Genomic DNA, 13,372 nt, shown 5'->3' on the forward strand with positions numbered 1-13,372 from the left:
TCACTCACTCCAATTAAAAAATTTTTCTTTCATATAATGATGGAAAATCACATTCAGTTTATGATAGACGGCTGTTTCATCTCCGTTTTCAAATAATGCTAAACTGCTTTTGCTTTCAATAATAGCTGAACTGATTTGGCTTAATATTTCCAGCTTATTTTGAGTTAGCTGTTCAGGAGCTAAAAGCAGCAATATCCGGCTGATTTCCATCGCATTTCCGTCCATTCCGAGGACGTTGTCCGCTTTGTCCAAATCATAAATACGAAATAAAGGAATCAATACTTCTTCATCTTTTAAATGAAATAAAGCAATTTTTGTCCCGGGAATTCCCAATCCTCCTTTTTGTTCTCTCGCCAAAAGCTTCTTCGCAACGGATTCATCATTTGTGATCAATTTTTCTTTATGCAATGTGCGGGCGATTTCCAAAAGATTTTTTTTATGCTGTCCTGTATTTTCAAGCAAGCTCACATTGAAATGGAGCAAAACTGTTTTGATAATATCGCCCAGTTCAAAAAATTGATCGATGATGTGAATCATATCGTTTGAAGGATTTTTCCGGAAAGGAATGCCCGGAACATTGTTTTCAATTCTTTTGAATTCTGTCAGCTTTTCATTCATGTACCTTTTTATTTTGGCGATATCATGCTCATTTAACAGCGGGTTAACTGTAATATATGGCACATGACGATACGGAAGATCGGTAGTTGAAATAATAATATCGTATTGGCTGACATCCAGCCTTTTTAAATCAATAAGAGAAGCAATATGAATGTTTTCTATTTCAGGAAATTCCTTGCGAAGTCTCGTTGCCAGCATTTTGGAAGAACCGATTCCGCTGGGGCAAACAACTAATCCCTGCAGCGAAATATTCTCCATCTTTGATTCCAAAGCGGAGCCAAAATGCAGTACGAGAAAGCCAATTTCATCCTCTGATAAATGAAGATCATAAAAGATTTTTTTTACCCCTTCTTCGACAGACGCGAAAAGGGCGGAAAATTTTGTTTTGATCTGTTGCAGCAGAGGATTGTGCGTATGAATCTTCTCTTTTGAACGTGTAATAGCAGGGACAAAATGGGCCACCAACCCTTGATATAAAGATTGATCTTCCGTCAAGGGAAAGCCGGTTTTGTTGGAAACAAATTCAATGAGCGCATGGACTTTTCTTGAAATGTCTACATCTACATCAAAGAAGGAAAAATCTTTATCTTCTTTTCTGCGCGCTCCTAATAAATGAGTCGTGACATAGCCGATTTCCGCTTCAGGAAACTTGACCTGAAAGGCTTTTTCCAATTCTTTGACGATCATACGGGCGGATTCGAATTCTTTTGTGCCTTTCAATTCTTGAAAAACTTGAGGATCGATATCGATCGTTTCGCCTTTTTGGATTCTTTCCGCTGCCAGCATTAAATGGACTGCAAGAGCAATATAGGCACTGTCCGCAATAGAAAATAAAATGGTTTGCCGAAAATTTTCAAGTACTCCTTCAACCGTTTTTATTTTTTCTTCATCAATGATTTCAAAAATTTTCTCCCTTTTTTCATTTTTCTCTTCTTTTATTTGCCTTTCAATTGCTTGCAAAAAACTTTTTTCATCCAATTTCTCCATTATAATGTTTCCAAGGAGAGCCCTCTTTCCATTTTCTGGTCCAATGAGTTCTATTCCGTATCCTCTTTTTCGGATGAGCTTCAAATCAAATTGAGCAATCCATTCTTCGATTTGATCTAAATCATTGCTTACGGTTGCAGAAGTGACGTTTAATTTTTCGGCTAGTGTAAACAGTTTTAGAGGCTCGCTGGCCTCTAAAAGTGAACATAGGATAAGCACTTTTCTTTCTTCTTGGCTAAAGTCTGTGTGCTCTCCAGATCGGATATCTTTTAATAAATTTTGTTTCCGCAGCGATGGACCGAATAAGCGAATTCCTTTTCCTTGCAGGCTGTCAATATAAAGACCATATTTTTTTATCACTTTTTTTATATTTTTAAGCTCCCGGTGAACTGTTCTTGAGCTGACGTTTAATCGTTCAGCGATCTCTTTTGTGGAAATGTGTCGGTCCTCCTGCAGCATTAATTCGATGATTTCCCGTTCTCTCGCCCGCAAGTACATGGAATTCACCCCTTTTAAAGTGCACAGCTGTGCAATCTGCTTATGACTGTTCTTTTAATTTTTCTAGCAGTTCATCGTACTTAGGACTGTTTAAGAAATTCTCAACAGAAATGTGTGTTGCATTTGGAAGCTTTGCTTTTGCTCTATCTGTTAAATCTTTATGTGTAAATACAATGTCTGCGTCATCAGGCAAATTGTTGATGGCAGTGTTTGTTACTTCGATATTTAACCCAGCTTTTTTGACTTTGTTTCGCAAAATGGAAGCGCCCATTGCACTGGATCCCATGCCTGCGTCACAAGCAAAAACAATCTTTTGGACATTGTCTAATTCATTTTCTTGCAGCTCGGCATCTTCACTGTCTTTTTGCGCTTGATTTGTGAGCATTTCTGCTGCTTTGCTTTCTTTACCTTTTAATTGCTGCATTTTCTCTGCTGCTGCTGATAAGTCTTCCTTGCTGTCTGCTTTCGCTGCTTTTAAGATGATGCTTGAGATGAGGAATGAAACAGCAGTTGCAACAATAACACCAGCCAACACACTTATATAATGTCCTTTTGGAGTCATAATCATTAATGCAATAATACTTCCCGGCGAAGGCACTGCCACAAGTCCGGCATCAAAAAGTAAGAATGTTAACACTCCGCTCGCTCCGCCGGCAATAGCAGCTAAAATTAATAATGGTCTCATTAAAATATAAGGGAAGTAAATTTCGTGAATTCCACCCAAAAAGTGAATAATGGCTGCACCAGGAGCAGTTTGTTTAGAATTTCCTTTTCCAAACAGCATATAGGCAAGCAAAATTCCTAGACCTGGCCCTGGATTCGTTTCAAGCAAAAATAAAACGGATTTGCCTGTTTCTGCTGCTTGTTCAATTCCGAGCGGGCTTAAAATTCCATGATTAATCGCATTATTTAAAAACAGCACTTTTCCGGGTTCGATAAATATACTTGCGAGCGGAAGCAGGTTGGCATCGACAATGAATTTAACTCCACCTGCCAAAACGCTGCTCAAAGTTAAGACAATCGGGCCGATTCCTAAAAAAGCAATAATCGTTAAAATAGCAGCGACAATACCAGCTGAAAAATTGTTGACAAGCATCTCAAATCCGGATTTAACTTTTCCTTGGAACAGTCTGTCCACTTGCTTTATAATATACCCACCAAGAGGGCCCATTATCATGGCACCTAAAAACATGGGAATGTCCGCTCCAACGATTACTCCCATCGTTGCGGTTGCACCCACAACTCCTCCGCGCAGATCATACACCATGCGTCCGCCGGTAAAACCAATTAGAAGCGGCAACAAATATTGTATCATCGGATTCACTAGTTTTGCTAAAGCTTCATTTGGTGTCCAACCAGTCGGTATAAATAACGCAGTGATGAGTCCCCACGCAATAAATGCGCCGATATTTGGCATAATCATTCCGCTTAAATAACTGCCGAATCTCTGTATTTTTACTTTAACATTTGATTCTGCCATTGTGTTCACCCCTTTTATTTTTTTAGAATAATGTTTCTACATTTTAAATTTTAAAGCGTTATCATTGCGAGTCTCAATTTAAAGAAAAGTCAAGTTTGTCACTTTTGCTGCTGACAAAATTTATTTGAAGTTTAACCAAACGCATGCTTTTTATCCTTCTTTTTAGCTATTTTTTGGCATCTATCAGATGACAAATTTCCTGTATTTTATTACTATAAATGTAACTTCTATTTTCTGTATAAGGTGCTTGAAAATGGAATCGTATTATGTGGAGGGTATCGTAGTGGGGATGAAAAGACACGAAGCTCTGGAAGAGATTGAGAGAGTGCTGGGTATACGGGCTGTTGAAGTGCTGACTCATGTTGGAGAAGAATACTTTCGCTCCCTTGTTAAGTATATTGCAGAAACATTACATGCGCCAATAGTCCTTGTCGGAGAAGTGGACGAAACATCTTCAAAAATAAATGTACTAGCAATGTATCGAAACGGAAATTTGTCTGATGGAGATGTTCAGCCAATACTAGCTTTGGAAAGTTCTTTAAAGGAAGCGAGCTTTTACGAAAAATTAATTCACCAGTTATTCTCTAGATTAAAGGGAGATATAGAAGGCGCCGGTTATTTGGAAATACCTCTTAAAAGCAGCAAAGGGGAGATCATTGGGCTCATTTTTATTATAAACATAGAGACGACGGAGACAAAGGAGAAAGCCGAAACGATTTTTCGCTTGTTTAGGGATCGGACTGCGAAGGAAATAGCTAGGAATAAAAAGGAAAAAAGATTATTAAAGCTGGCACACTACGATTCGTTGACTAATTTATTAGAACGGGCTACTTTTCGAAAAATGGTTGATGAAGAAATAGGAAAACATCCTGAAATAAAAAGAGGCTTTTTCTTTATTGACATTGACAATTTTAAAATGATCAATGATTCTTTCGGGCATAAGAAGGGAGACGAGCTGTTAGTCAAATTTGCAAAACGATTAAAAGACATAATGAAAAACGAAAACGCGCTTCTTTGCCGCAATAGCGGCGATGAATTTGTCATCATGCTGAGAGATGTAGAAAAGGATCAAGTTTATAATTTAGCTGCAAACCTTGTCAATGAGCTTCAATATCCACTAATTTTAGGAGAAAATGCTGTGTTTATCACAGTAAGCATAGGAGTTTCTTTTTTTCCTGAGCATGGCCACAATGCAGACACACTGATCCATCATGCTGACTTAGCCATGTATGAGGCAAAAAAGGATGGGAAAAGCACATATCGCTTCTATCAATCTTTTATGGAACATCATTACGAACGTTTTCTTTTGAAGCAGGAGCTGCGGCGCGGTATTGCCAAGAACGAGTTTGTCTTATATTATCAGCCGAAAGTTGACATCATTCAAAGGAGAACCATCGGGTTTGAGGCTTTAGTTCGATGGAATCACCCGGAGAAAGGGTTTCTATCTCCATCAGAATTTATTGAGTTGGCTGAAGAAGATAATACGATTGAATTGATAGGAAACTTAGGATTGGATGAAGCGTGTAAACAGCTTAAATGCTGGCAGGAGGAATTTAGTAATCAACAATTAACAATTGCGGTTAATATGTCGGCACGTAAATTTTTTCATAGTGATTTAGTTCATCAAGTCCAGGAATCGATTTCAAAATACAAGCTGCCGTATTCTTCGCTTGTCATCGAAATAACGGAAACAACGGCCATAAAAGATTTTGAACATGCGGTAAAAATTATTCAAAAGCTCCAATCATTAGGTGTGCACATTCATCTGGACGATTTCGGCAAAGGTTTTTCCTCTCTTTATTATTTGAATAGACTTCCTGTCAATGCAATTAAGATCGACCGTTCGTTTATACAGCAAATCGGGCAGGGGCAAAAGGAAAATCCAATCGTCAACGCCATCATCGCAATGGCTCATTCTCTAAATTTGGATGTCATTGCAGAAGGGGTCGAGTCAAATGTTCAGCTCAAATATTTGCTAGGGAAGGGCTGTCATATTATGCAAGGATACTATTTCAGTAAACCTTTGCCAGCGGATAAAGCCGGGGATTATTTAAGAAGAATGTAAATAATGATTCACTTCTGCCTCCATTTCTCAAGCCGTTTTGGGAGAGGAGGCATTTATATTTTTTGGATCGGCGTGTTATCAGAGTGCGTTTTTTCATATAAAAGATGCCGGCATATCGAGTCCGGACTTTTTGTTTTGTAAAAATGTTTATGTGTTTGATAGACTGTATTATGTTAAGGGAAGATCCCGTAGATTATGTATTAGTATATTTTAAGAAAGAAAGGATGAGAGAAAGGTTTTGCGCATTTTTGTGTATACAGTTTTGATAGCTATTTATATTTTATCTCGTTTTTTTCATGCTCCAGTCATAAGCTATAGCACTGGAGCTGTCGCTTTGGTAGCACTCGCAATTTCAGCGGTTTATGCCAGAGGACTATATCTCATTTCAGGTGCCATATTTTTATTGATTGGATTTGTTTTATTTATTCAAAGTAAGCAGCCATGGCATACGTTTATTTTGCATTTTGAGCAAGTGCTTGGTTTGCTTTCATTGTTTTTTGTATTGCCATTTATGAATTCCATCATTCGTGTCGGAAGGTATGATAAACATTTAAGCTTGTTACTTCAGGATCAAGCTGCTGATCTGAACCATTTATATCGGCGAAGCTCAGGAGTTTGTCATATACTCGGTCTATTTTTAAATATTGCTACAGCCCCCCTTCTTATTAAATCATTAAATGTTATACTGCATGATTTGCCCAAAAAAGTGCTAACGAAATTTTATTCGCAAAACTTGCTGCGCGCCTATGCTTTATGTCTTACTTGGAGCCCGATGGAGGTGATGGTGAGTTCAACGATAGACATTACAAAAGTGCAGTATTTTATCATTTTTCCAATTTTGCTTTCGATGGCAATCATAATGCTTGGGTTTGATTGGCTCATGTCTTCGTATAAATATAAAGGTATCCAAATCGCCTTTCATACGCCTCATTTTTTTAATAAGAAAAAGGGTTATAAAAAAGCTTTTGAATTAATCGGAATGCTGCTTTTGTTGATATTCATGGTGTCGACTGTTCAACATTTTTTACAAAAAGGTTTTCTGTTTTCTGTTGTATTATTGATTATCCCATTTTCTGCTATTTGGTCTTTGTTTATTAAAAAAGGAAAAAGATATTTTACAGTTGCAATCCAGCATTGGAAAGAGCGGACAAGGGGATTAGCCAATTACTTTTTCATGTTTTTGGGAGCAGGTTTATTTGTAGAAATGCTGGCAGACTCGCAATTACTATCATTTTTAAAACCTGTTTTTGAATTAGGAACTGAAAAGACGTTGATTTTATATAGTACAATAGGACTTTATTTTTTCATTACATCTTTAATTGGTTTTCACCCTTTAGTAGGTTTTGCTTTATTGGCAGAGCTCTTGCAGCCGTTTTTAGTCGACATACCACCAATTCCGCTATCCATTGTGTTAATATGCAGCAGCTTGTCGACTGTGATGTTCAGCCCATTTAATATATCAGTATCAATTTTGTCTGATGAATTAAAGGCACAATCTTATCGGATCGGTTCATGGAATATGATTTTTGCATTAGGGTACATTGGGTTCGGCATTGTGGTCGCTTATTTAGTTGAAATGCTTTTTATGTATTGACACCGTTTACAATAAAATTTATAATCTTCTTAAAAAGAGATTATTTTCAAAATTTTCAACAATAAATATTTTTTTAGATCGATCTAATAGAATTTTAGATCGATCTAAAAAAGCTCGGATATTGGATCGATCTAATAAAAAAGTAACCAGAGCCAAATCGATGTGATAAGCAGGTGATAAGATGAGAAAAGCCCAGCCATTTATTAACGGATGTTGGATCAATTCGGGGCGGCCAGTAGTACAGGTGCGGAGCCCTTATTCTGGCGAAATAATCGGTGAGCAGCTGCTGTCAACAAAGGAAGATGTTGAAAATGCTTTATCCTCAGCATTTCAAGCAAAAAAAGAGATTGCAGGAATTCCAGTTTACGAGAGAGCCAATATTTTAAAAAAAGCATCTTCCTTGCTAGACTGCAGAAAAGAAACATTCGCAAAATTTATTTCCGAGGAGCTCGGTAAGCCATTGAAAAACACATTGGATGAAGTATCCCGCTCGGTTGAAACATTGGAGCAATCAGCGGAAGAAGCAAAACGGCTGATCGGAGAAACGATACCAGGAAGCGCTTCGCAGCGCGGAACAAAAGCATTGGCCGTGACGTTTCGTGTTCCGGTTGGGGTTGTTGCAGCTATCACCCCATTTAATGCGCCGTTAAATCTCATTTGTCATAAGATCGGACCTGCATTTGCAGCCGGAAATAGTGTTGTGTTAAAGCCCGCTCCACAGACGCCTTTAATTGCAGCGGAATTGCTGAAACTTCTGCTTGAAGCAGGCTTTCCAAAACACGGTATTAATATGGTGCTCGGAGGAGCAGAAGTTGGACAGCAAATTGTTCAGGATGACCGGGTCAATGTTATTTCGTTTACAGGAGGAGTTGCTGCCAGCCGTAATATATGTGACTTGGCTGGAATGAAAAAAGTGCTGTTAGAGCTAGGAGGAAATGCCGCAACCATTGTACACGAAGATGCTGATTTAAAGAGAGCGGCAGCTTTATGTGCCTTAACAGGCTACAGCAATTCCGGTCAAAGCTGCATTTCCGTTCAAAGAATTTATGTACACGAGACTGTCGTTGAGCCGTTTACAAAACTTTTCAAAGAGAAAGTGGAGCAATTAAAGGTTGGAGATCCATTATCGCCGGATACAGATATTGGCTGTTTGGTGGATGAACGAGCGGCGGAACGCGTTATGAATTGGATCAAGGAAGCAGTCCAATCCGGAGCCGAGTTGATTACCGGAGGAAAACAGCATGGGGCGACAGTTGAGCCGACTGTTCTTCTGAATCCGCCGAAGCAAAGCAAAGTTGTATGTGAAGAAGTGTTCGGCCCGATTGTCAGCATTATTCCGTATTGTACGATTGAAGAGGCAATAGCGGAAACAAATAATTCGTCCTTTGGACTTCAAGCGGGATTATTTACAAACCGCATGGATGTCATTTATCAAGCAGCTAAGGAGCTGGAAGTAGGAGGCGTTGTAATCAACGGCACTTCAAATTTCCGGCTTGACCATTGGCCTTACGGCGGTGTGAAAAATAGCGGGATTGGCCGGGAGGGGCCACGTTATGCAATTCAGGAAATGACAGAAATGAAGATGATTGTTTTTCAAGATCCTTATTGAATGAAACAAACATGGTGGTGTACAGATTGATTGAGCTATATGTAAAAAAACCGAACGAACTAGAGCTGCGGCATAACAACTCAGTTCCAGCTCCAAAAGGCGATGAGGTAAAAATTCAATTAGTATATGGAGGGATTTGCGGTTCTGATTTAAGTGTTTATAAAGGAAAGCTCCCTTATGCAAAATATCCCGTTCGCGCCGGCCACGAACTTGTTGGGGTGATTGTGGAAAAAGGGGAACAAGCTTCATTTAAAATTGGAACAAGGTGCGTTGTTTTACCGAATACATTTTGTGGAGTATGCGATCAATGCCAAAAAGGTTTGACAAATATATGCCGAAACAAGAAATCGTTAGGCGTAAATATTGATGGAGGGTTTGCCCAAGAGTTTAACATTTCTTCCAAATATGTTTTAGCAGTGCCTGATGACTTACCGAATAAAAAAGCAGTTCTCGTAGAGCCGCTCGCAGTTATCGTCCATGCCTTTAAAAAGGTCAATGTGGAAAAAAATATGAAGGTAGCTGTCGTCGGCTGCGGGAATGAAGGAATGCTGGCAGCGGCGCTCGCCCATTATTTAGGTGCAAAAGTGACAGCGATTGACATCAATCAGCACAAGCTTGATTTAGTTAGAGAAATCGGTGATATTTCAGTTTTCTTGCCGCATGAGATTGAATCGCTTGAAACGTTTGACGTTGTATTTGAAGCAGCCGGTACAAAGGTTTCAGTTGAAAGCGCTGTAAAATTGGCGAAGCCAGGAGGAGCTGTCGTTTTGATTGGGCTGGCGCAGGAGGCGAATTTTCCGATTGTTCATATTGTGCGCAGTGAAATCACAATATATGGTTCAATAATTTATCAATTTCCAGATGACTATTTGCAAGCGATTGAATATCTACGGGATCCTGAGTTTTCCGTCGAACAAATTGTTTCTAAAATTTTTTCCATTACCGACTACAAGGAAGCTTATGAAACGGCCGCTTCCGGAAATGCTGGAAAAGTTATTTTAAGCTTTAAGGAGGCAGAAAAATTATGAAAAAGCTGGTTTCCGATCAACTCGTTCAATATTTGGAAAACCGCGGGGTTGAACATATTTTTGGTCTTTGCGGCCACACAAACATTGCTGTTTTAGCCGCTTTAGAAAAAAGCTCCATCAAGTTTGTAAATGTAAGGCATGAGCAAATTGCTGCACATATGGCAGACGGGTATGCGAGGGCAAAAAAAGAAGCGGCAGTTGTCTTAAGCCATCTTGGACCAGGATTGACGAACGCTGCAACAGGTGTTGCAAATGCCGCTTTAGATTCCATTCCGATGGTTGTCATTGCAGGGGATGTACCGAGTCATTTCTATGGAAAGCACCCACATCAAGAAATTAACCTGCATGCAGATGCATCCCAATACGAAATATACCGCCCGTTTGTTAAACGTGCATGGCGGGTTGACCGGCCGGATCTGTTTCCGGAAATTTTAGAAAAAGCATTTCAATTAGCTGAAAGCGGAAGACCAGGACCTGTTTTAGTATCTGTGCCAATGGATATTTTCTCGAAGGAGGTCGATATTGCTTTATTTGAAAAATTGAATCATCATACGAAAAAGTTGCATAAGCCTTCTATCGATAACGAGACTGCAAAAGAAATTGTCGAGAAACTAATCAAGGCGGAAAATCCATTGATTTATGCTGGAGGAGGCATTATGCTAGCCGATGCTTCCAAAGAATTGAAGGAATTAGCTGAACATTTTGACATTCCTGTTGCCTACACATTAATGGGCAAGGGAGCCATTTCCGACGATCATCCATTAGCCTTGGGCATGACAGGCTTCTGGGGAACAAAATTTGTAAATGATATGTGTTTGCATGCAGATTTGATTTTAGCACTCGGCACAAGATTTTCAGAGGCGGATTGCAGCTCCTGGGAGCCGGAATACACCTTTAACATTCCGAAAACGAAATTGATTCATATTGATATTGATCCGAACGAGATTGGAAGAAATTATCCGACTGAAATCGGAATTGTGGCAGATTTAAAACAAGCGCTTTCCGTAATAAACCGGGTGGCGAAAGAGCTCGTTCCAAAGGGAAAAGAAAATAAAGAGCTGAAACAGAAAATTTCTCAATATAAACAAGAATTTCGTAAACAGAATGAGGAACATATTCGCAATGACTGCTATCCGATGCGTCCGGAGCGGATTTTACAAGAAGTTCGTGAAGTGCTGCCAAGAAATGCTTTTATAACAACGGATGTCGGCTGGAATAAAAATGGGGTTGGACAGCAATTTCCGGTATATGAAGCGGGCACTATTTTCACGCCTGGGGGCTATTGCACGATGGGCTTTGGTGCGCCCGCAGCATTAGGAGTAAAAATAGCGCATCCAGATAAAGTGGTCGTTTCATTAGTCGGTGATGGAGGCTTCGGACAAAATCCGGCGCTTCTTGCCACCGCTGTTGAAGAAAATATTCCGGTTGTCTGGGTGATCATGAACAATCATGCTTTTGGAACCATAGCCGGACTGGAAAAAGCCCACTTCGACACAACCTACGGAACGGTATTTCGAAAAGATGGAAAGCCGTATTCACCTGATTATGCAGCCATTGCGAAGGCTTACGGTGTGGAAGGTGTAAAAGTTCAAGCTGCAGCGGAATTCAAGCCAGCATTGCAGCGGGCCATTGAAGCAAATAAACCGTTTGTGATTGATGTGGAGATGATCAATGTACCAACGCCGACAGCAGGACATTGGAATATTATGGATATCTATTCCCCGGATAGGAAAGTTCACCATGTTTCAGTGGATTAAAACATTTCCAATTAAATTATGAAGGAGGAATTGATTATGCCGAAAACGAGCGCAGGCATGAAAATTAAAGTTCTTGATCCTTTTCAAGACGCTAAAACATTATGGTTAGGGCTGGATAAGCCGGAGTTGAACCAGATTCGCAAGGTTTTCCAGCTGATTACCCCGCAAACTGTAGGATCTAAACATATTATGGCTGGAATTACGATTTTTTCCCCCGGGGAAGCAAGCTCCCTTCACAACCATCCAGAATCTGAAGAAATGGACGTAGTTATAAAAGGTTCAGGAGAAGTGGTTGATGGAAATGGAAACCGCCGTCCATTTAAAGAAGGAGACTATATGTTCATACCCGAGGGCGAATATCACCAGCATGTTAATACAGGAAATGAACCGCTTTGGTTGTTGTGGTGCTATAGCCCGCAAGGAAGCCTGCCAGAAGATTAAAGAAGCAATTTTTTGCAGGAAAACAAAAACGATCATTTTCAAAAAGATGGACTAAGAAAGGGGTTATTGACAGGGTAGAAATGAGGATAATCCATGCCATGTCAGCCCTTTTCTGCTCCCCCAAACGCCTAGTTATTAATAAAATCAAAACTATAAACCTTTCGAAAATCAAATTGATTGTAAGATAGGAGTGTGAAAAAATGAAAAAAATTTCTTTCATCTTAATGTCTTGTTTGTTGCTGTTAGTCGGATGTTCAAGCGGTTCGAGTTCGGGAGAAAATAATGAATCAGGCTCAAAATCTTCAGAAACTAAAATTATGAAATTAGCAGTGGCGACTACAAAAGAACGCTCTCTCTCAAAAGGACTTTATAAATTTGGTGAAATCGTCGAAAAAGAAACAAATGGATCTATTAAAGTTGAAGTATATCCCGACGGACAGCTCGGAGGGGATTTAGAAGTATTTGAAGGATTAAAAATGGGATCTATTCAAGGATCAACCATGTCGACTGGGCCGATCGCATCTTTCGCTCCAAGATTTAACGTATTGGACTTACCTTTTTTATTTAAAGACAGAGAAACCGCTTACAAAGTTTTGGATGGCGAAATTGGGCAAGAATTAATGAAAGATCTGGAAGGCACAGGTGTTATTGGTATAAACTACTGGGAAAACGGGTTTCGCCATTTAACGAACAACGTCAAAGAGGTTAAAAGTGTCGATGATATTAAAGGATTAAAAATTCGTACGCTTGAAAACAAGCTTCATATTGATCTGTGGAAAGAATTAGGGGCGAATCCTGTTCCAATGGCTTTTACAGAGCTGTTTACTGCACTTGAACAAGGGGTTGTCGATGGACAGGAAAATCCTGTTGGAAACGTTGCAGCTAATAAAATGTATGAGGTTCAAAAGTACATTACAAAAACCGGTCACGTGTATAATGCAAGCCCGTTTTTAATAAGCGAAAAGTTTTGGAAAACACTTTCCAGCGAAGAACAAGAGATCATAAAAAAAGCAGCTGAAGAAGCGAAAGAATATCAGCGTCAGTTAAATGCAGAAGAAGATGAAAAATTATTTAAAGAGATTGAAAAAGAGGGGATGGTTGTTACAGAGTTAACAGATGAACAAAAGCAAGCGTTTATTGACAAAGTACAGCCAATTTATAAAAAATACGGAAAAGAATTTGGTGAAGATCTAGTTGCTAAATTATTGGAGGCAGGCAAATAAATGATGACACTATTTAACTCTTAGGAGTGTGCTCACTCTTAAGAGTTATTTTCCAATTATTTGAAAGTGAGG

The 13,372-nt window shown here is 39.4% G+C and carries 9 protein-coding genes; 7 read left to right on the plus strand and 2 right to left on the minus strand.

Features of this window, described 5'->3' with window-relative positions; translation table 11 throughout:
• Both NSQ94_RS02670 and NSQ94_RS02675 read right to left on the minus strand, forming a co-directional pair.
• Positions 1 to 2,103, minus strand: a complete 2,103-nt coding sequence (locus NSQ94_RS02670; protein WP_339193379.1) for a BglG family transcription antiterminator — start codon at positions 2,101 to 2,103, stop codon at positions 1 to 3.
• A 40-nt stretch (positions 2,104 to 2,143) separates the two neighbouring features.
• Positions 2,144 to 3,583, minus strand: coding sequence for a PTS mannitol transporter subunit IICBA (locus tag NSQ94_RS02675; protein ID WP_339193378.1), 1,440 nt, complete (start codon positions 3,581 to 3,583; stop codon positions 2,144 to 2,146).
• 289 nt (positions 3,584 to 3,872) lie between these two features.
• Here NSQ94_RS02675 and NSQ94_RS02680 point away from each other — a divergent pair, with 289 nt between their 5' ends.
• The 7 genes from NSQ94_RS02680 (at position 3,873) to NSQ94_RS02710 (ending at position 13,300) form a co-directional block, all read left to right on the plus strand.
• A complete protein-coding gene (locus NSQ94_RS02680) occupies positions 3,873 to 5,648 on the plus strand; it encodes an EAL domain-containing protein (protein ID WP_311067370.1) in 1,776 nt (591 codons plus the stop codon).
• Positions 5,649 to 5,886: 238 nt separating this feature from the next.
• Positions 5,887 to 7,242, plus strand: a complete 1,356-nt coding sequence (locus NSQ94_RS02685) for a hypothetical protein (RefSeq protein WP_339193377.1) — start codon at positions 5,887 to 5,889, stop codon at positions 7,240 to 7,242.
• A 181-nt stretch (positions 7,243 to 7,423) separates the two neighbouring features.
• Positions 7,424 to 8,851 (plus strand): aldehyde dehydrogenase family protein, encoded by a 1,428-nt coding sequence (locus NSQ94_RS02690; protein ID WP_339193376.1) that lies wholly within the window; start codon positions 7,424 to 7,426, stop codon positions 8,849 to 8,851.
• A 26-nt stretch (positions 8,852 to 8,877) separates the two neighbouring features.
• Complete coding sequence (locus NSQ94_RS02695; protein ID WP_066250038.1) at positions 8,878 to 9,879, plus strand: alcohol dehydrogenase catalytic domain-containing protein; 1,002 nt, start codon at positions 8,878 to 8,880, stop codon at positions 9,877 to 9,879.
• On the plus strand, positions 9,876 to 11,636 hold the full coding sequence (locus tag NSQ94_RS02700; RefSeq protein ID WP_311066535.1) for a thiamine pyrophosphate-binding protein: 1,761 nt from the start codon (positions 9,876 to 9,878) through the stop codon (positions 11,634 to 11,636). Before NSQ94_RS02695 ends, NSQ94_RS02700 begins: the two co-directional genes overlap by 4 nt.
• Positions 11,637 to 11,672: 36 nt before the next feature.
• The gene (locus NSQ94_RS02705) at positions 11,673 to 12,077 is read left to right on the plus strand and encodes a cupin domain-containing protein (protein ID WP_242009354.1); all 405 of its coding nucleotides are present in this window, start codon (positions 11,673 to 11,675) and stop codon (positions 12,075 to 12,077) included.
• A gap of 200 nt (positions 12,078 to 12,277) precedes the next feature.
• Positions 12,278 to 13,300, plus strand: a complete 1,023-nt coding sequence (locus NSQ94_RS02710) for a DctP family TRAP transporter solute-binding subunit (protein ID WP_066250033.1) — start codon at positions 12,278 to 12,280, stop codon at positions 13,298 to 13,300.
• The last annotated feature ends 72 nt before the right edge of the window (positions 13,301 to 13,372 follow it).

The organism is Aeribacillus sp. FSL K6-2833 (genome assembly GCF_037965815.1).
Lineage (GTDB): Bacteria > Bacillota > Bacilli > Bacillales > Aeribacillaceae > Aeribacillus > Aeribacillus composti.